The 19,296-nt window shown below is 64.5% G+C and carries 19 protein-coding genes; 12 read left to right on the top strand and 7 right to left on the bottom strand.

Going from position 1 to position 19,296, the window contains the following annotated elements; all coding sequences use genetic code 11:
* Window positions 1-37 precede the first annotated feature (37 nt).
* The 3 genes from bhcR to ABD923_RS07840 all read left to right on the top strand — a co-directional run bounded on the left by bhcR (window position 38) and on the right by ABD923_RS07840 (window position 1,759).
* Entirely contained in the window at window positions 38-877 is an 840-nt protein-coding gene (gene bhcR, locus ABD923_RS07850) for an HTH-type transcriptional regulator BhcR (RefSeq protein WP_259550125.1), read from the top strand.
* An 80-nt stretch (window positions 878-957) separates the two neighbouring features.
* Window positions 958-1,359, top strand: a complete 402-nt coding sequence (locus ABD923_RS07845; protein ID WP_259550124.1) for a DUF6858 family protein — start codon at window positions 958-960, stop codon at window positions 1,357-1,359.
* Between the two features lie 13 nt (window positions 1,360-1,372).
* Window positions 1,373-1,759 (top strand): NifB/NifX family molybdenum-iron cluster-binding protein, encoded by a 387-nt coding sequence (locus ABD923_RS07840; protein ID WP_259550123.1) that lies wholly within the window; start codon window positions 1,373-1,375, stop codon window positions 1,757-1,759.
* On the opposite strand, the gene ABD923_RS07835 is transcribed toward ABD923_RS07840, so the two are convergent.
* A complete protein-coding gene (locus tag ABD923_RS07835; protein ID WP_259550122.1) occupies window positions 1,753-2,838 on the bottom strand; it encodes an AbrB family transcriptional regulator in 1,086 nt (361 codons plus the stop codon). The genes ABD923_RS07840 and ABD923_RS07835 overlap by 7 nt on opposite strands.
* A gap of 25 nt (window positions 2,839-2,863) precedes the next feature.
* On the bottom strand, window positions 2,864-3,604 hold the full coding sequence (locus ABD923_RS07830; RefSeq protein WP_259550121.1) for an SDR family NAD(P)-dependent oxidoreductase: 741 nt from the start codon (window positions 3,602-3,604) through the stop codon (window positions 2,864-2,866).
* Window positions 3,605-3,749: 145 nt separating this feature from the next.
* Here ABD923_RS07830 and ABD923_RS07825 point away from each other — a divergent pair, with 145 nt between their 5' ends.
* The 5 genes from ABD923_RS07825 (at window position 3,750) to ABD923_RS07805 (ending at window position 8,653) form a co-directional block, all read left to right on the top strand.
* Window positions 3,750-4,442: a GntR family transcriptional regulator gene (locus ABD923_RS07825; RefSeq protein WP_259550120.1), complete on the top strand. Its 693-nt coding sequence runs from the start codon at window positions 3,750-3,752 to the stop codon at window positions 4,440-4,442.
* Window positions 4,443-4,538: 96 nt separating this feature from the next.
* Window positions 4,539-5,531 (top strand): Bug family tripartite tricarboxylate transporter substrate binding protein, encoded by a 993-nt coding sequence (locus ABD923_RS07820; protein ID WP_345229453.1) that lies wholly within the window; start codon window positions 4,539-4,541, stop codon window positions 5,529-5,531.
* Window positions 5,532-5,615: 84 nt separating this feature from the next.
* Complete coding sequence (locus tag ABD923_RS07815) at window positions 5,616-6,062, top strand: tripartite tricarboxylate transporter TctB family protein (RefSeq protein WP_259550118.1); 447 nt, start codon at window positions 5,616-5,618, stop codon at window positions 6,060-6,062.
* A gap of 42 nt (window positions 6,063-6,104) precedes the next feature.
* Window positions 6,105-7,628: a tripartite tricarboxylate transporter permease gene (locus ABD923_RS07810; protein WP_259550117.1), complete on the top strand. Its 1,524-nt coding sequence runs from the start codon at window positions 6,105-6,107 to the stop codon at window positions 7,626-7,628.
* Window positions 7,629-7,633: 5 nt separating this feature from the next.
* Complete coding sequence (locus tag ABD923_RS07805) at window positions 7,634-8,653, top strand: Ldh family oxidoreductase (protein ID WP_259550116.1); 1,020 nt, start codon at window positions 7,634-7,636, stop codon at window positions 8,651-8,653.
* Here ABD923_RS07805 and ABD923_RS07800 read toward each other — a convergent pair.
* Genes ABD923_RS07800 through ABD923_RS07785 form a run of 4 tightly spaced genes read right to left on the bottom strand, consistent with a single transcriptional unit; the run spans window position 8,650 to window position 12,434 of the window.
* On the bottom strand, window positions 8,650-9,909 hold the full coding sequence (locus ABD923_RS07800) for an aminotransferase class V-fold PLP-dependent enzyme (RefSeq protein WP_259550115.1): 1,260 nt from the start codon (window positions 9,907-9,909) through the stop codon (window positions 8,650-8,652). The genes ABD923_RS07805 and ABD923_RS07800 overlap by 4 nt on opposite strands.
* An 18-nt stretch (window positions 9,910-9,927) precedes the next feature.
* The gene (locus ABD923_RS07795) at window positions 9,928-10,398 is read right to left on the bottom strand and encodes a PaaI family thioesterase (RefSeq protein ID WP_259550114.1); all 471 of its coding nucleotides are present in this window, start codon (window positions 10,396-10,398) and stop codon (window positions 9,928-9,930) included.
* Entirely contained in the window at window positions 10,398-11,183 is a 786-nt protein-coding gene (locus tag ABD923_RS07790; protein WP_259550113.1) for an enoyl-CoA hydratase, read from the bottom strand. Before ABD923_RS07790 ends, ABD923_RS07795 begins: the two co-directional genes overlap by 1 nt.
* A 27-nt stretch (window positions 11,184-11,210) precedes the next feature.
* Complete coding sequence (locus ABD923_RS07785; RefSeq protein WP_259550112.1) at window positions 11,211-12,434, bottom strand: CaiB/BaiF CoA transferase family protein; 1,224 nt, start codon at window positions 12,432-12,434, stop codon at window positions 11,211-11,213.
* Between the two features lie 119 nt (window positions 12,435-12,553).
* Here ABD923_RS07785 and ABD923_RS07780 point away from each other — a divergent pair, with 119 nt between their 5' ends.
* From ABD923_RS07780 to ABD923_RS07765, 4 genes are all read left to right on the top strand, one after another.
* The gene (locus ABD923_RS07780; protein ID WP_259550111.1) at window positions 12,554-13,246 is read left to right on the top strand and encodes a GntR family transcriptional regulator; all 693 of its coding nucleotides are present in this window, start codon (window positions 12,554-12,556) and stop codon (window positions 13,244-13,246) included.
* A 42-nt stretch (window positions 13,247-13,288) separates the two neighbouring features.
* Window positions 13,289-14,812, top strand: coding sequence for a malonate--CoA ligase (locus ABD923_RS07775; RefSeq protein ID WP_259550110.1), 1,524 nt, complete (start codon window positions 13,289-13,291; stop codon window positions 14,810-14,812).
* Window positions 14,813-14,915: 103 nt separating this feature from the next.
* The gene (locus ABD923_RS07770) at window positions 14,916-16,727 is read left to right on the top strand and encodes an SLC13 family permease (RefSeq protein ID WP_259550109.1); all 1,812 of its coding nucleotides are present in this window, start codon (window positions 14,916-14,918) and stop codon (window positions 16,725-16,727) included.
* A gap of 388 nt (window positions 16,728-17,115) precedes the next feature.
* Window positions 17,116-18,111, top strand: coding sequence for a polysaccharide pyruvyl transferase family protein (locus tag ABD923_RS07765; protein ID WP_425584027.1), 996 nt, complete (start codon window positions 17,116-17,118; stop codon window positions 18,109-18,111).
* 30 nt (window positions 18,112-18,141) lie between these two features.
* Here ABD923_RS07765 and ABD923_RS07760 read toward each other — a convergent pair whose 3' ends face one another.
* Window positions 18,142-19,281 (bottom strand): polysaccharide pyruvyl transferase family protein, encoded by a 1,140-nt coding sequence (locus ABD923_RS07760; protein WP_259550107.1) that lies wholly within the window; start codon window positions 19,279-19,281, stop codon window positions 18,142-18,144.
* Window positions 19,282-19,296 lie beyond the last annotated feature (15 nt).

The raw sequence follows: 19,296 nt of genomic DNA, 5'->3' as shown, positions 1-19,296 counted from the left end.
TTGAAAAGATTTTTCATTTATTTCCTGCGAGGTGCCGATGCGCGACGACCACAACCCCGATTCCGCCTCTCGCCGCGCCCGTGGCCGGCCCAAGGCCTGGGATGACAAGACGGCCCAGAACACCATCAAATCGCTCGACCGCGCGATGGAGGTGTTCGAACACCTGTCCGAGACACCGGGCGCGACCCTGTCGGAATTGGCGCAGGATCTGGGGCAGTCGCCCGCCACCGTCTACCGCATCCTTGTGACGCTGGAAGGGCGCGGGTTGGTGGAATTCGACGCCGCCGCCCAGCTTTGGCAGATCGGGCCGCGCGCCTTCCTGATCGGCGCGCGGTTCCTGCGCCGAACCTCGCTGGTCGAACGGGCGCGCCCGGTGTTGCGGGACCTGATGGAGGCAACGGGCGAAACGGCCAATCTCGGCATTGCGCGCGAGTCGAACGTGCTGTTCGTCAGCCAGGTGGAGACGACGGCTTCGATCCGGGCCTTCTTTCCGCCGGGCACGCTGTCGCCGATGCACGCCTCGGGGATCGGTAAGGCGCTGTTGTCGCAGATGCCTGAGGAGCGGTTGGTCCGGATGCTCGCCGCGCATCCGCGCGAACGCTTCACCGACAAGACATTGACCGAGCCGGCTGCGTTGATCGCGGATCTGGCCGTCAGCCGGACCCGTGGCTATGCCATTGACGACGAGGAAAAGAACGACGGCATGCGCTGCATCGCGGCGCCCGTGCGCGACCTTCACGGCGAGGCGGTGGCGGGCATCTCTGTTTCGGGGCCATCCAGCCGTGTCACGCCGGATGACATTCCACGATTGGCGAAGGCCGTGACGCGGGCGGCAGAGGCCCTTTCTGCCGCGATGGGCGCGACTGTCAATAATTGACCTATGTCATGGACCGGGGCGCGCGCGCATGGAATCTGCGCCGCATCCCGCGCGTTCGCGGTCACGCCCCAGAGGTCCCCATGAAACAGATGCTTCTTCAGCAGAAATACCCGGTTTTTCACCTCGAGATTCCGAAGGAAGAGACCAGCTGCCAGTCGGTCGATGACGTGATCGCCGCGCTTCAGGCGCGCATCGACGCCGAACCGAACGTGGCCGAGATCGCGATTTTCGACCATTTCGCCCACACCAGCGCCTTTGGCGGAGACATCCACCCCGAGATCGTCGCCGCCAAGAACCTCGTCTTCTGCTTTGGTTACAAGCTGCCCGATCCGGTGATGCTGGCCGTGCGCCCCCGCTCCATCGGGGTCAGCGACATGGGCAATCGCTTTGTGATCTCTTTCCTCGAAGCGCCGATGGAAATCGCGACGACGCGCATGGAGGCGTGGTGCAAGGAGATTGCCGATCTCGCCCCGGCTGCTTGAGGGAGGGGGTCATTTGAAGATCGCCGTTGCTTCTCAGAACTACCGGACCATCACGCCCCATGCCGGCAAGACGCGCCGTTGGATCGTGTTCGATGCCACCGACCCGGCCGCCCCGGTCGAGGTCGATCGTCTCGACCTGCCGCGCGAGATGTCCTTGCACGAGTGGAAGGGCCGCGATGACAGCCATCCGCTCTATGCCATGCACGCGCTCTTGGTGGGCAGTTGTGGCGAGGGGTTCGTGACGCGCCTCGGGGCACGGGGCATTCGCGTGGCGGTTCCCGCGAGCGCCGACCCGATCGAAGCCGTGCGCGCCTATCTCGCCTCGGGCGAGGTGACGCGACCGCTGGACGAGGTGGTGGCGACCGCGGCAGCCAAAGCGGCGCACGACCACCATCACTGATCCTTCGGATCGCGCCCCGCCTTGCCGATCTTGAACAGGTGCGCCGCCACCGGCGCCCCCATGATGACAAGAAACACCCGCGTCAGGTGGTGGACGACGACATAGCCAAGGTCGGCGCCCACCACGATGGCCAGCACCGTCATCTCGGCCTGTCCCGCCGGGGCGAAGGCAAGGAACGCATCCACGGGCGGGGCCAGCCCGGTCAGGATAACCAGTTCCGTGAAGCCAAGCGTCACGGCAGACAGCATGAGGACGAAGAAGACGGCGGCCACCACGTCGCGGCGGATCTCGTGCCAGGTGACCCCTATATAGCCTGCGCCAAGCGTGATCCCGATGAAGAACTGCGCGGCAAGGATCGCCTCGGCGGGTGGGCGATGGTGAATCACGTCTGTCAGCGTCAGGATGCCGGCCACGATCAAAGGCCCCAACATCGGTGCGCCGAAGAGGCCGATCCGAACCGCCAGTGCCCAACCGCCGATGGCCGCCAGCGCCATGATCGCAAGCTCGTGCAGGGGAATGTCGCTCGCGGGCTGGCCGATCGGGTTGTCCAGCGAGACGCCGAACCCCTGCGTCAGCACAATCGGCGCGATGGTGACGACAATCATCATCCGGGTCGCGTGGATCAATGCCAGCGCCCGGGTGTCGGCCCCGGCCTCCTGTCCGAACATCACCATGTCCTGCAACCCGCCGGGCATCGCCGCGTACCAGGCCGTCGGGGCGTCGAACTTGTAGACCTTGCGGAAGAACGGGACGCCGATGAGGGCGATCACAACGATATAGAGCGGCACCAGCGCGACCGAGGCCGCCATCTGGGGCAGCAAGCCGATGACCGCCGGCGTCAGCGATGCCCCGATCGCCACCCCGAGGATCGTGCGCATCCCCTGGCTGAGGGGGCGCACACCCTTGAGCGGCGCACCGGCAAGCGATGCGACGAGGCAGGCGGCAAGGGGGCCGAAGAGAACGGGCAGGGGAAAGCCGAGGGCCCAGAACAGCACCGCGCCGATCCCGGCCAGCACAAGGGTCAATCCCTGTCGCCGGACAGGATGGGCGCGAAACCAGGCGTCGGCCGGGAAGCTCATGGGGTCACGACTTTCATGTGCCGGCTCAGGTCGTCTCGCCCCCGTTCACGGCAATCATCTGGCCGGTGACGAATTTCGCAGCCGGGGAGGCGAGGAAGGCGGCCATTGCGGCGATGTCATCGGGCTGGCCCATGAAACCCGTCGGGATCCTGGCGGCGCGGGCGGGGTCATCCTCGGTCGCCGTTTCCTTGCGGATCTGACCGGGGGAGATGACGTTCGCCGTGATCCCCTTGCACGCGAACTCGGTCGAGAGCGCCTTGGTGAGCCCCCAGACCCCGTGTTTCGCGGCCGAGATCGGAGCCCCTTCGAAATAGCCCTTGATGGCCTTCATCCCAGCGAGGTTGATGATCCGGCCCCAGCTCTTGTCGACCATGCCCGGCAGGAATGCCTGGCTGGTGTGAAAGACGGCGCTCAACGCGACGTCCATCACGCCGTGCCAATCCTGGGTCGTCATCTCCAGGAACGGTTTATGCGGTCGGCGCGCCGCGTTGTTCACGAGGATATCGACGGTTCCAAACTGCGCCAACGCGGCCTCGGCGATCCGGGAAATGTCGTCGGGATTGCCCATGTCGCCCATCGCAACCAGCGCCTCGGCGCCTGCGTCCTTGACCATCGCCGCGGTCGTTTCCGCCGCCGACTCGTCGCTCGATCCGTTGACCACGACATTGCTCCCCGCGCGTGCAAGATGCAGCGCGATAGCCCGCCCGATATTCTGTCCGGAGCCGGAGACGAAGGCCGTTTTCCCCCTGAGTGGCAAATCCGTCATCTTTCCCTCCGTCCATTTGTTCAAATCAATCAGCGCGTTGTATGTTTCGCGGCGTTTCGGTGCCAACGCGTTGCCATGCGCTGCAAATGTTCAGCGCGGCTCTCGGATTGTCAATCAGCAGAATAATGTTGACAATCTACAATCCATGTTGCGTGATGACATCATGGAAATGCGCACGGATATTCGGGCTTCGGTCCAGCGTTTGCGGCAGCGGTCCCTCGTGACTGAGGTGCGTGACGAGTTGGAGCGCATGATCCTGAACGGGGAGATCCGCAGTGGTGAGCGCCTGAACGAGGCCAGCCTTGCGGATCAGCTTGGGGTCAGCCGCAGCCCGGTGCGCGAAGCTGCCCGGTCGCTTGAGCGCGAGGGGCTGGTTCGCACCGTTGCGAACAAGGGCGTTTTCGTGCGCGACCTGTCGCTGGAGGAGGCGGCCGAGCTTTACGACCTGCGCGCCATGATCGCCGGTTATCTCTGTGGTTTGGCGGCAAAACATGCCGATGCGGACGCCAAGGCCGAGCTTGCGACATTCATCGCCCGCATGGATGAGGCCGCCGCATGCGGCGATGAGCAGGCCTATTTCGGGCTGAACCTCGAATTTCATGACTACATCGCCACCATTTCAGGCGCGGGGCGGGCCGTGGCGCTCTACTCGTCGCTGGGGAAGGAAGTGCGGCTGATGCGCTTGCGCGTTCTGTCTGGCGCCGAGTCGCTGGCCCTGTCGAACACCGAACACAAGCGCATCGTGGCGGCCATCGAGCGTGGCGATGCGGACGCGGCGCGGGCGGAAGGGGCCCAGCACCACACGAACGGCAAGAGGAGACTTCTGGAGACGCTTTGAACAGCCGTGTCGGGAGGGCACGTCGAGCGTTCCATCACCTGTGGCAGATGGCCCCTTGGGAGGGGGCGCCACATGCAAACCAAGAGGGAGGACAAGATGACCACCACCAATGAAAGCCAAAGCGGCTGGGTGCGGGCAACCGCCATTGCAGCAGCCTTCGCCGTGCCCGCAGCCTTCGCGGCCCCGGCAATCGCCCAGGAATACCCGTCGCCGGACGAAACGCTCGACTGGACCATCGCCTTCGGTCCGGGCGGCGGCAACGACATCATGGCCCGCACCATCATCGAGATCCTGAACACCTACGACCTCTACCCGGGCGACATCTCGGCCGAGAACCGCGCTGGCGGCTCGGGGGCCGTTGGATGGGGCTATCTCTATGCGCAGTCGGGTAACCCCTACGGCATCTCGACCACCTCGGGCAGCTTCGTGACCACCCCGCTCCAGGCGGATACGCCGTGGCAACCCGAAGACTTCACGCCGGTGGCGTTGCTGGCCACCGATGACCTCGTGCTGGTCGTGAACGGCTCGTCCGAGATCGAAACGGTCGAGGAATTCATCGCCGCGGCGCAGGAGCGTCCGATGAACATCGGCGGCACCGGCACCGTGAACGTGGACTTCATCGTACCGACGCTCTTCGCGCAGCGCGCCGGGTTCGAGTTCGACTACGTGTCCTTCAACTCGATGTCCGAACAGACCACCGCGCTCTTGTCGGATGCGCTGGACGCGATGGTCGGCAACCCGGGCGAGATCCTCGGCCTGATCGAGTCGGGCGAACTGCGTCCGCTGGTCTTCTCGGGCCAGAACACGCCCGCGGCCCTCGAAGGCGTGCCGACCATGGCCGAGCTTGGCTATGACATCGGCGTGTCCATGCCGCGCGGCCTGATCCTTGCGCCCGACGCCCCTGCCGAGGCGCAGGAATGGTGGATCAACACCATGCAGCAGGTCGTCGAGACCCCGGAATGGGACGAGTACATCGCAAGCAACACGCTGACGCCGACGGTGATCTACGGCGAGGACTTCCGTACCTTCCTCGAGAACACCAAGAACGGTTTCGAGGAAGTGCTGCGGTCGGTCGGCGCCATCGACTGAGCCAGCGCCCGTCCGAATAGTCGGGCTGGCCGGACAGATGGTCCGGCCAGCCCCTTCCATCGCACATCCCGGGGACTGGTTTCCATGCGTATCGCCTTCCTGCTCGTCGTGCTCGCAGGGGCTGTCTTCTACAGCTACATTGCCTTCGTCGATCTCGATTTCCTGACCCGCCGGGGGCGGCTGGGGCCGGGGTTCTTCCCGCGGATCGTGGGTGTCGGGATGGTTCTGCTGATGATCTGGGTCACCGTCGATGCGCTGATGAAGCGCGAGGCCGATACCAGCCCGGCGCAGAAATGGGCGGATGTGGTGACCCTGATGGCGCTGGCCATCGGCTATGCCGTGCTGCTGAGACTGTTCGGCGGGTTCATCGCCACGGTGATCTACCTCGGGGTGGCGCTCAGCGTGCTGAACCGGGGCCGCTACGTGCAGAACGCGGTTTTGACCGTCGCCATACCGGGCGGCGTCTACCTGCTCTTCGATCGGCTGCTCAACGCGAACATGCCGCCCGCCCTTATCGACCTTCCTTTCTGACGCAACCCCAGACCCCGCCCGTCGGGGACAAAGGACGACCTCATGGATATCTTCGGCGATCTCCTGATGGGCCTTTCGGTCGCCATCACCCCGATCAACATGCTTTACCTGCTCGCCGGTGCGATGGTGGGAATGATCGTGGGTGTGATCCCGGGCTTCGGCCCCTCGGCCGGCCTGGCCATCCTGCTGCCCGTGACCTTCGGCATGGACCCGATCTCGGCCATCATGATGCTGGCGGCGATCTACTACGGGGCGATGTACGGCGGCACGATCACCTCGATCCTGTTGAATACGCCGGGGGAAAGCGCCACCGTCGCCTCGACCTTCGACGGATTCCCCTTGGCCAAGAAGGGCCGGGCCGGTCCCGCGCTGGTGATGCAGGCGGTCGCGTCCTTCGTGGGCGGCACCGTGGGCGTGATCCTCATCACCATCCTCGCCCCGATGTTCGCCCAGGTCTCGCGCAGCTTTGGGCCGCCGGAATATTTCCTTCTGGCCATCATGGGGATGCTGACGCTTGTCGTGATGATCGGGAAGGAATGGAAACTTGGCCTGGTCTCGGCGCTGATCGGTTTCGCGCTGGGCACGGTCGGGGTCGACCTCGAAACCGGGCAGGGGCGCTACACCTTCGGCTCGGCGGAACTGATCGGCGGCATCTATTTCATTCCCATCGCCATCGGTCTGTTCGGCCTCGGCGAATTGTTCTTCGCCTTCTACAAGGGCCTGCACAAGACCGGCTCGGGCGGGATCATCCAGTACGAAAACGAAGAGCGGTTCTGGCCCACGGCGCAGGACTGGATCTCGACCCGCATGACCATGGCGCGCCATTCCGTCCTCGGTTTCGTGGTGGGTGTCATTCCGGGGGCTGGCGCGACGATCGCGTCGCTCATGGCCTATTCGACCGAACGCTCGATCTCGAAGAACTCCGAGAACTTCGGCAAGGGCGAGATGGCGGGACTTGTCGCGCCTGAAACGGCGAACAATGCGGCATCCTCGGGGGCGATGATCCCGCTGCTGACACTGGGCATCCCCGGCTCGGCCTCGACCGCCGTTCTGCTGGCAGCCTTCCTGTTGTGGGGGCTGCGCCCCGGCCCGCTTTTCATGGAGCAAAATCCAGAGCTTGCCTGGGGCCTGATCGCCTCGATGTACCTGGGCAACATGGCGCTGCTGGCGATCTCGATCTTCGCCATCCCGCTGTTCGTCCAGCTGATCAAGGTGCCCTACCGGGTGCTCGGACCCACGGTCGTGGTGATCTGTACGCTGGGCACGTTCAGCGTCCACGCCTCCTTCGTCGAAACTTACCTGATGTTTGCCGCCGGGATCATCGGGTTCTTCATGCGGCTTTACGGGTTCTCTCCGGCGGCCCTTGTCCTGGCGCTGGTGCTCGGGCCCTTGGCGGAAGAGGCGTTGCGCCAGACGCTGACCATCTCGCGCGGGTCTTTCATGATCTTCGTCGAACGCGCCGCCTCGCTCTGGATCATCGCCATCACCATCGCGCTGGTGGTCTTCCTGCCGCTGCTCAATCGCTTCGGCAAATCCGCGGGGCAGGCTGAAAAGGCCGGAGGCTGACGCGGGTGACGATAAGCGAAACAGAGGCGCGGGCTTTGGCGGCCCGCGCCTTTTGCATTGCGGGCGTTGACCCGGAGGCCGCCGAGGCCGCCGCCGATGCGCTGGTGCTGGCCGAGATGATGGGGATCGCCACACACGGCCTGTCGCGCGTCGCTGTCTATCGTGACCGTATCGCAGCGGGCGGCATCGACCCAACGGCGCGCCCCGTGGTGACTGCACCGGCACCAGCGCTGCGCCATGTCGACGGCCGGAACGGACTGGGCCCGGCGATCGCCCGCGCGGCGCTCGACGCGGCGATGGAGGCTGCACGCGACACGGGCCTCGGCGCGGCCTTCGTGCGTGGGGGCAACCATCTCGGCGCGCTGGTGCCCTATCTCTGGCGCGCAACCGAGGCGGGCTTTGCCGCGCTCATCACCACCAACACCGCCCCCATGATCGCACCGCCCGGTGGACGAGAGGCCAGGATCGGCAACAACCCCTTGGGCATCGGCGTTCCCAATCCGGGCGGGGTGCCGGTTCTTCTCGACATCGCCTTGTCCGTTGCGGCCCGGTCCAAGGTGCGTGCGGCGGCGCGGGGCGGGCGGGCGATCCCCGAAACCTGGGCGACGGATATCTTGGGGCGCCCGACAACCGACCCAACGGCGGCGATGGACGGCTTGATGCAGGCCATCGGCGGGGCGAAAGGCGCGAACCTCGCGCTCTGCCTCGACCTTTTGTCAGCCGGGCTATCGGGGGCAACGATGCTGGGGGCGGTCACGAACAGCGCGCGGGAGCCGGGCAGGGAGCAGGACCTTGGCCAATTGGTCCTCGTGATCGATGCTGCCCGGCTTATGCCGCCCGAGACGCTGTCGGCGCGCATGAACCGTGCGTCAGGGGATCTCACCAACTCCGCCCCGGTCGATCCAGCTCGGCCCGTTCGTTTGCCCGGCGCCCGGGCGGTCCAATCCCTGAAAACGGCACGGGAGAGGGGCCTGGGCCTCTCTCCCGAGATATTATCCGGTTTGCGCGCGATGGCCGAGGGTTAGTCCGTCTCTTCCACGATCTCGCGCATGGCTTGCAGGAACTGCGCCACCTCGGCCTCGGTGTTGTAGTGGCACATCGACACGCGGATCGCACCGGGCAGGCCAAGCGGGTCGAGGATGTTGCCCGAGTAATGGTCGGCCTTGCGCGTGTGCGTGCGGATGCCCCGCTCGCGCAGCTTGGTCACCACGTCGGGCGCATCCATGCCCTTGACCGAGATCGAGACCAGCCCCTCGCGGCGCGGGTTGTCCACGCCGCCGATGATCGTGACCTCGGGCATGTCGGCCAACCCCTTGAGATTGCCGGTGCCGTGGATCATCGCGTCGGTCAGAGCGGCCTCATGCGCGTGGATCGCGGCCCCGGCGGCAACGATGCGGTCGCGCCGGTCGGTCGCGTGGGACACCTGCCCGCCCAGCCAGTCGAAGTAATCGACCACGTCCGAGAAGGTCACGTAGGCGCCGGTGTCCCGCGTGCCCAGTTCCCAGGGCTCGCCCGGCGCGTTCAGCAGGTGGTCATGCGGCAGGGCCGACAGACGGTCCGAGGCCCAGGCCACGCCATAGCCGTGGCGCGAAAAGACCTTGTAGGGCGACACGACATAGCCGTCGATGCCGTAGCTGGCGATGTCCAGCCGGCCATGGGCCGCGTGCTGGATGCCATCGACGATGATGAAGGCCTCGGGCGCGACGGCGCGGATCGCCTTGGCGATGGCGGCCACGTCCATGCCCATCCCCGTCACCGGCGAGGTGTGCAGGATGGTCGCCACCTGCGTATCCGGTGTCACCGCCGCCGCGTAGGCTTCGGCGGACACCGCGCCCGTGTCGTCGTCATGGGCGATCAGGACATGTGTCTTGCCAGCGGCCTCGGCCCATTTGGCGCAGGCGCTGCGGGTCGCGGGGTGTTCCACGGTCGAGCCCAGCACGATGCCGTCGGGCGTCCCCATCACCGCCGTACGGATCAGGCGGAACAACAGTTCCGTGCCGCTTTCGCCGACGAAGAACTGTCCCTCGGGTGCGTTGAACAGCACCCGCATATCGTCCTTGGCCTTGTCGATCATGGCGACCAGCGCATGGGCGGCCGGGTTGTCGCGGCCCTGGTTGTCGGGGATCGCGGCCATTTTGGCCGAGGTTTCGACCACGGTATTCAGCGTCAGCGCGCCGCCCGCGTTCTCGAAGAACACGCGTTTGCCCTCGAAGGGGCACTCCTCGACAAGGGCGAAGCGGTCCCGCACCGCTGTCATCAACTCGGGGGAAAAGAAGGTCATTGTCTGTCTCGTGCCTCTTCAGGACGGTGGCATCTTCCACGTTGCCGTGGCAAGGGCCGCCAATTTGCCATCCGGTCCCGTCAACCGGCTTTCCATGAACGACATCGTGCGGCCGCGGCGGGTGAACCGCCCCTCGACCGTCACGGTGCCCTCTGTGACGGGGCGCATGAACTGCACCTTCATCTCGATCGTCGCGCCGGGACCCGCCACCTTGTTGACCAGATGTCCCATGGAAATGTCCATGGCCGACGCCATCGCCCCGCCATGAAGCGACCCTTGCGGGTTCTTCACCATGTCCGTTACCTCGAAGGTCAGGCGGCAGCAGTCCTTTTCGGTATCCGGTGCATCGTGCGGCAGGTAATCGAAGCTCAGACCCAGAAACCGGGCGAAGAAGAAGGTTTCGAAATCCTGCGCGTGACCGGCCAGCGCCGCATCGACATGGGCGCGGGCGGCGGCTTCGTCTATGCGACTGGGGCTGTCACCGGCCATCAGGCGCCCACGAAATTCGGTTTGCGTTTCTCGAGGAAGGCGCGCCGACCCTCGATGTAATCCTTGCTGTCGAAGCAGGCCTTCACCCGCGCCGCGCATTTATCGAGGTCGCGCTGGCTTTCTGGGGCCACCACCTGGCTGACGATGTATTTCACCGACTCGACCGTCATCGGAGCGTTGCCTGCGATCATTTCGGCCGTTTCCTGCGCTGTCTGCCCGACCTGGTCGTCGGGGACGACGCGATTGACCAACCCCATCACCTTCGCCTCGTCGGATGTGAAACGCCGCGCGGTAAAGAAGATTTCCTTGGCGAAGGAGGGGCCGACCACGTTGACCAGCCGGTTGATGCCTTCGAACCCGTAGCCCAGCCCCAGCTTGGCCGCGGGCACGGCGAATTGAGAGCTTTCGCCACAGATCCGCAGGTCGCAACACAGCGACAGGGCCACGCCGCCGCCGATGCAATAGCCGTCGATCTGGGCGATGGTGGGCTTGGGAAAGGCCTCGACCATGTCATAGACGCGCTTGGTGGTGGCGTTGTAATGGGCCACGGCCTCGGCGCTGGCGCGCTCGGTCTCGAATTTCGAGATGTCGGCACCCGAGACGAAGGCCTTTCCGCCTGCGCCCGACAGGATCAGGATGCGCACGGACGGGTCGGCGGCGAAGCGCGTCATCGCCTCTTCCACGGCTTCCCACATCTCAAGCGAGACGGCGTTCCGCTTTTCGGGCTGGTTGAAGATGATCCGGGCGATTTCGCCCGACTGCTCGGTCAGGATCTTGTCGGTCATGGCTGGTCCGTCTTTCTGTCGGATGGGTCAGGTGGCGCCCGCGGCTTTCATCTCTGCGATTTCGGCTTCGGAATAGCCGATCTCGGACAGGATGTCGGCACTGTGCTGTCCGGCCATCGGCGGCGGCGCGGCGATCTGGCTGGGCGTTCGGCTCATGATGATTGGCTGGCCCACAAGCTCGGTGTCGCCGCGTTCCTGGCTGGTCACGGGCTGGGCAAGGCCGAGGTGGCGTACCTGCGGCGTCTCGAATACCTGCGAGATGTCGTTGATCTCTCCCGCCGGCACACCGGCCTCGATCAGCATATCGATCCAGTGCGCGGTGGGCTGGGTGGCCGTGATCCCGGCAATCTCGGCGTTGAGCGCCTCGCGGTTTTTCGAACGGTCCGGCGCGGTCCCGTAGCGGGCATCCTCGATCCAGTCTTCACGCCCGAGCGCCTTGGCGAAGCGTTGCCAGATGACTTCGCCCGCGACGGCGATATTCATGAACCCGTCCGAGGTGGGAAACACGCCGGTCGGGATCGTGGTCGGGTGGTTGTTGCCGGCCTGTCCGGCCACTTCGCCGTTCATGAGCCAGCGCGCGGCCTGGAAATCCAGCATGAAGACTTGCGCCTGCAACAGAGAGGTCTGGATCCACTGCCCCTTGCCGGATTTCTGCCGCTCGAACAGCGCGATCAGGATGCCCTGCGCCGCGAATAGGCCTGCGCAGAGATCCGCAATCGGGATGCCCACGCGCATCGGTCCCCGACCGGGCTCGCCCGTGATCGACATGAGCCCGCCCATGCCCTGCGCGATCTGGTCGAAGCCGGGGCGGTCAGCCAGGGGGCCATCCTGCCCGAAGCCCGAGATCGAGGCATAGATCAACCCCGGGTTGGTCTGCGAGAGCGTGTCGTAGTCGATGCCGAGGCGTTTCTTCACGCCGGGGCGGAAATTCTCGACAACGATATCGGCGCTGTCGGCCAACCGCTTGAACGCCTCGAGGCCCTTCTCGGTCTTCAGGTCCAGGGTCAGGCTGCGCTTGTTGCGGTGCAGGTTCTGGAAATCCGGCCCCGAGCGTGGCCCGCCGAACTGCGCGGTGTCGACGGGCGCCTCGATCTTGATCACGTCGGCGCCCCAGTCCGCCAATTGGCGCACGCAGGTCGGTCCCGAGCGCACGCGCGTCAGGTCGAGAACACGCAGGCCTTGCAGCGCGGTGCTGGCCACGGGTGCGGCATCATGCGCGGCGGCCGAGGTCTGATTTGCGGGCTGGGCCATGTTCCTCCCCCATGGTCGTTCGGTTGCGTACTGGTGTATGGTAAACGTCGGCAGATGACAATAAAAATGTTAATTGTTGACAAAATGCCGTTGGCCGCAGCAAGACAAGGGCGATGGACATGAACATGAAACCGATCGGGGCGCGGCGGGCGACGCTGGCCACCGAAGTGCGGGCGGAAATCGAGCGCATGATCGTCGATGGCGAGTTGGCCGCCGGGGAAAAGATGAACGAACTGGCGCTGTCGAACGCGATGGGGGTCAGCCGCGGCACGGTCCGCGAGGCGATCCGCTCGCTTGCCGATAGTGGCCTGATCGACCTGATCGCCAACCGCGGCGCCTTCGTGCACGAGACCACGCTGGCCGAGGTGCGCAACCTCTACGATCTGCGCGGCGCGGTGTTCGCGATGGCCTGCGCGGCGGCGGCGCGGCGGGTGAACGAAGGCCTCGAGCCCGACTTGCCGGGCGCGCTTCAGGCCAATATCGAGCAGATGAAAGCGGCCATCGCGGAGGAGGATGTGCCGCGTTACTACGAACTGAACATCGAGTTTCACGACTTGCTTCTGGCCGGCGCGCAAAACCCCAAGGCGAAACTCATTTACGATAATCTCGTCAAGGAAATGCACCTGTTTCGCCGCAAGGGCCTGTCTCTGCCCACGAACATGGAAAAGTCGCTGGCCGAACACCTCGACATCGCCGCCGCTGTCGATAACGGCAAGCCCGAGGCCGCGCGCCGGGCTGCCATCGTGCATATCACCGAAGGCTTCTCGCGCTACATGAAGCTTCAGGAACAAGAGGCCGAGCCGGGCGCCTGATCCCGGCCCGCGCCGACCACTCTGCTTGCAGGAAGAGGACCCATGACCAACCCGCTTTTTGACGCCCTTTTCGCACCGCATGCCGGGCAGCAGACGCCCTTTCTTCACCTGCCCGATGGGGGCGCGATCGGTTACGCGGATTTCCTCGGCATGGCGGCGCAATATGCAAACGCGCTGGACAGCCTTGGCGTGACCCCGGGCGACCGCGTGGCGGTCCATATCCAGAAATCACCCGAGGCGCTGGCGCTTTATGCCGGGTGCGTCCAGCGCGGCGCGGTCTTCTTGCCATTGAACACGGCCTATACCCCGGCCGAGCTGGAATATTTCGTCGGCGACAGCGGGGCCGCGCTCTTCGTCTGCGATCCGGGCGAAGTGGCCGAGGTCGAGGGCATCGCGAAGGACAACGGCTGCCTTCTGTACACTCTGGCGGGCGATGGCAGCGGCTCGCTGAAAGATCTTCGTGCGGATCAAGCAACAACGGCCGCAGTGGCCGAGCGGGGTGAAGACGATCTCGCGGCGCTTCTCTACACCTCGGGAACAACGGGGCGGTCGAAGGGCGCGATGCTGACCCACCGCAACCTTCTGTCCAACGCCGAGGCGCTGGTCGAGGCGTGGCGCTTCACCGCCGAGGACGTGCTTTTGCATGCGCTGCCGATCTTCCATAGCCATGGCCTGTTCGTCGCCACCAACGTCTCGCTTCTGGCGGGCGGCTCGATGATCTTCCTGCCGAAATTCGACGTGGACACGGTACTGGCGCGGCTGCCCGAGGCGACGACCATGATGGGCGTGCCGACCTTCTACACCCGGCTTCTGGACGATGCGCGCTTCACCCGGGATCTTGCGGCCCATATGCGCCTGTTCATTTCCGGTTCAGCCCCGCTTCTGGCCGAGACCCATGAACGCTTCGCCGAGCGCACCGGGCACCGCATTCTGGAGCGCTACGGCATGACCGAAACCTCGATGAACACGTCGAACCCCTATGACGGCGACCGCCGGGCGGGCACGGTCGGCTTCCCGCTTCCGGGCGTCGAGGTGAAGGTCTGCGATCCCGAAACCGGGGCCGAGCTGCCGACGGGCGAGATCGGTGTGCTGGAGGTGCGCGGACCGAACGTCTTCAAGGGCTATTGGCAGATGCCCGAGAAGACGAAGGAAGAGTTGCGCGAAGACGGCTTCTTCATCACGGGCGATTTGTCGATGATCGACGCGGACGGCTATGTCACCATCGTCGGGCGCGGCAAGGACCTGATCATTTCCGGCGGCTACAACATCTATCCCAAGGAGATCGAACTGTTCCTCGACGAGCAGCCCGGCGTCCTGGAAAGCGCAGTCATCGGCGCACCGCATCCCGATTTCGGCGAGAGTGTCGTGGCGGTTCTGGTGGCGGAACCGGGCGGCACGCTCGACCTCGACGGCATCGAGGCCGCGACCCGCGCCAATCTTGCCGGGTTCAAGCGTCCCCGGCACGTCGCCGTGCTGGACGAGTTGCCGCGCAATACCATGGGCAAGGTCCAGAAAAAGGAACTGCGCGACCGCTTCGCGCATGTGTTCCAGGCGCAGGCCAGCTGACGCACACCGTCCCGAGGCGTATCTCGCGACATCGGGGCGGCTGGAGGCCGTCTGCGCGATAGGGTAGGGCGGTGGCAGGTCCACCCGTGCCGGAGCGCGCCCGATGCCCAGTGACGCGACCCTCGTCTTTTACCTGATGGGATTGGCGGCCATCATGATGGCCTCCAACCGCGTGCGCTATGACCTGATCGCGCTGTTCGTGCTGGTCGCGCTGGCGCTCTCGGGCATCCTGACCCCGGCCGAGGCCGTGGCGGGGTTCGGAGCGACCATCATCATCATGGTCGCGGGCCTGTTCGTCGTGGGCGAGATGCTGGACCGGACCGGCGTTGCGCGCAGCGTGGGCGACCTGATCCTGCGCCACGGCCGCGGACAGGAGGTGCGCCTCATGATCCCGCTCAGTGTCGGCGCGGCGATCCTCGGGTCGGTCATGTCCTCGACGGCCGTCGTGGCGATCTTCATTCCCATCGTCCTGCGCATCGCACGCGACAGCGGTATAAATGCCGCGCGCCTGCTGCTGCCCATGTCCTTCGGCGCGCTCATCTCGGGGATGCTGACGCTGATCGGCACGCCCGGCAATCTCGCCGTCTCTGACGCCTTGCGCGCCGCGACGGGGCAGCCGCTTGGCTTTTTCAGCTTCAGCCTCGTGGGTGCGCTCGTCCTTCTGGCGATGCTGCTTTTCTTCGTGCTGGTGGGCCGTCATCTGCTTGGTCCGCTGACGACCGACGGGACCGGACGGATGCGCCGCACCGACCGTTCCTTTGCCGAGCTTTACCGCAACCACGGTTTCGATCGGGTCGAGGTTCTGCGGCTTGAACGCGATGTCACCGGAAGTGCCGCCCGCGACCTGACCAGGACCGCGCCGCGGATCCTGTCGCGGTGGCGACGCGGGCCCGCGGGCACGCCCCATACGGCGCTGTTTTCCATCGGGATGGAGTTTCAGCGCGGCGACCTGATCGTGGTCACCGGCTCCGATGAAGAGATTGCCCGGTTTGGCGAGACCCCGGGCGTTGCGCCGTTTCGGTCCTTTTACAAGGATATGAACCGCTGGATCGACACGCTTGGCATCATGGAAATCATGATCCACCCCGAGGCCGGGATCAGGGGGCGTACCCTGTCCGACCTCGACTTTCGCGGGACCTACGGGCTCGAAGTGCTGGGTATCCTTCGCGACACGTCGCGCCTTGGCGAGATGCAGTCCACGCCCCTGCGCGGCGGCGACCGTCTGCTGGTCGCCGGGCCTTGGCCGAGGCTCGACGGGATCAACGCGGAGGGGCGCGATTTCGTCATTCTCGAAGAGCCAGCCGAGCGGGCACAATCGGTCCCGAATTCGAACAAGCTCTGGATCGCGCTGCTGATCCTGGCAGCCATGATCGGGGTGTCGGTCGGGGGGCTGTCCATCACGATCGCCGTGATCCTTGCGGCCGTCGCCGCCGTGATGACGGGCACGATCTCCGCGAACCAGGCCTATCGCTCGATCCGGCTGGAAACACTGGTTCTCATCGCGGGGATGCTGCCGCTCTCGACCGCGCTCGACAAGACCGGCGGCGCGGACATGATCGTGGACGCGTTGCTGCACATGGCCGGCAACGACAGTCCGCGTGCCGTCCTTCTGGCCCTTTTCGTTCTGACCATGTCGCTGAGTTGGATCCTGTCGAACACCGCGACCCTCGTCCTTGTCGCGCCAATCGCGGTGGAGGCGGCGCTCTCGATGGGCGTGTCGCCTGTCCCGATGGCCGTCGCCGTCCTGATCGCGGGGTCCTCGGGGTTCGCCTCGCCGGTTTCGTCGCCCGTTGTGACCCTGGTGGTCAACCCGGGCGGCTATCGCTTTGGCGATTTCCTGAAAACGGGTGGGCCGCTGACCGTCGTGGTCGCGGCGATCACCTTGCTGGTCGTGCCGCTGATCTTCCCGTTCTGATGCGATACAGCGCGGGGCGGACAACCGGATGAAACCGGCGCGCACCGGCCATCGCTATCGCATCCGGTTTTCTTCTTTGAATGAAACCACATGAGGCGGCGGGATCCCCGATCTGGTCACCCTGGTTATGGCCTGGATGCCGCGCAGTTCGGGAACGTTGAGGTGGGGCTGTCTTTCCGGTTCAAGTCTGGACGCGAGGTGCGGTAGGCGCTAGCCAAAACCGGTAGCGAAGCGCGGATCGCGGCGGGATCCGCCAGAAGATGGGACGGCTATGACCAGTGCTCTAGTTCATTTCAATCACACCGAAAGCCGCAACCTGACGACCTGGCCCGATATGCGGCGCTCGGCCTGGAAGCCGAACTACGGCGACATGCTGGTCTGTATCGCGATCCTGCGCGAGCTTGACCTGGGCGAGACCGTTCGCGTCGGCTTCGGCGGCACGCTCTCGCAGCCGGTGGAGCGGGCGATCATTCGCGGGTCGACCTATCTGCACAAGCATTTCAATTTCGACGATGCGAACAAGACCCTCGACAGCATCGACGCCCCCATGGCAATCGTCGGGCTTGGCGCGCAGAACCCGACGCAGGACGCCTCGTATCTCGACGGCAACGAGGGCGCGCGCGACTTCATCGCACGGCTGAACGAGAAATCCGCAAGCATCTCGGTCCGGGGCGATTTCACCGCCGCCGTGGTGGAGCGGCTCGGCGGCAAGAACATCCGCGTCACCGGATGCCCGTCGCTGTTCTATACGCTGAGCGCCCCGCAGGTCCGGGTGCCCGAGATGCTGGCCATGCCCGAGCGGTCGGTCGGCGTGTCGATCCATTCCGGCTTGTCGGCGAACATCTTCTGCCACGCGCCGCACGAGGCGCGCGCAATGCATGGCCGGGTCATCGCCTGGGCGCTGGAGAACGCGGCGAACCTCTCGGTCTTCGAACAGGGCGTGTTGCGGGAGTACGACATCGCCGACCACGACCTGCCCTTCGACGAACGACGGCAGGCCGCGTCCGAGGTGATCGCCCGCATGAAGGCCGAGGAGCTGTTTTCGCCCGAACGGCTGATGGCGCATATGGTCAGCGTCAAAAGCATCGAGGAGTGGCTGGCCAAGGCGCGGGACCTCGACGCGATCCTCGGCTTCCGATTCCACGGTAACATGGTGGCTCTGCTGCAGGGCAAGCCCTGTTACTACTACGTCTACGACTCGCGCCTGACGGAGTTCTGCGACGTCTACGGCTTGCCCTATCAGGACGTCACCGAAGATTGGCGCGACCCGGCGCAGGCGATGATCGACCATGACTGGGACGGTGCAAACGCCCGGATCGCGGCCTGTTTCGACGAGATGAAAGCGTTTTATTCGGAGAACGGGTTTGCGGCGCGATTTGCCTGACCCGTTTGCCATGCGCCGCCAGGCAGTTTTCTACATATCCTGGAGTGGCGGTGCCAAGCGATGCGTCACGCCTTGCCGTTCGAGGTAGTCGTAGAAGCGTGCGTAATTCTTGGGGTAAACGGCGTTGAAGCGGGATGAGTCGAGATGTTCGCCAATAATTTCGCGTATCGGTGTACCATTCTGGAATGTGCTTAGCTGAGCATGCGGTAGGCCGAGATGGTCGCAGAATTCCTGCGTCCGGCTGTCATGAACCACCCACAAGGCTGGGACCCCGCCATGCATCGCCGTCATATTGCCGTGGAAACGCGTACCAAGCGCGAGGTCGAAGCGGCCCCTGATGAAGTCGAGCCATTCGGGAACGTTGTAGAACTGCTGGAAGTTCTTCCGAACCCAGTCCTGATACTCCGAAAAATCGATACTGCCCTTGGCAAAACAGTTCGAGTGCCCTTTGGTCAACAGTGCCCGCGTTTCATCGGGGAGGTCATCGAGAGCAGCAACAGGTGGATGCTCCTTGAGCTGGTATTCGAAATGCGCCGATTGACCAATATGCGTTGCTCCACTCTTCATTGCAGGAACAACATATTCCAGTTCTTGCGATATATTCGTGATCGAAACCAGCGTTCGGTCCCATGGGGTGTCCGCGAATCCTTTACATATCTCGGGAAAGCGAAAGTCAGGCCGTCGACTTAGAAATGCAGATTGACAACCAATGATCTCGGCATTTCCGATCCCATACTTCAAGAGCAACTCTGCGGTAAACGCTCCTCGAACGGCAATGGCCTGTGAATGCGCGGCAAGAACGTTCATGAGGCGCAAAGTGTTTTCGTTAACCCAAGCGTCCTCGACTGTGGCATTTAAAGGTGCCTGTGCCCCAAGGCCGAAGACCACGACTGGGAGCCCAAGTGCTTCGATGAAGTCGGCCAACTCGGCATGCTTCTTGGTAAACTCAGGCTCGCGGTTCACTGGAATGGTAGTGGCTGCGACAAAGCCTAAATGGGTTATCTCTTCGCGAAGCTTTGCCAGCGTTGCTGGATCGGTATCCAGACGCTTGATCTCTTGATAGCCGCCTACGATTTGACGAGCTGCGAAGCCGTGGAGAAAGTTTCCAGTATTTTCTTTGGACCCAACATTGCCGCGGTCACGAATGCCGACAAAACCAATTTTACCCATCGAACTTATCAACTC

The organism is [Roseibacterium] beibuensis (assembly GCF_039542305.1).
Taxonomy (GTDB): Bacteria; Pseudomonadota; Alphaproteobacteria; order Rhodobacterales; family Rhodobacteraceae; genus Roseibacterium; species Roseibacterium beibuensis.
This window is presented reverse-complemented; position numbering and strand designations above follow the sequence as displayed.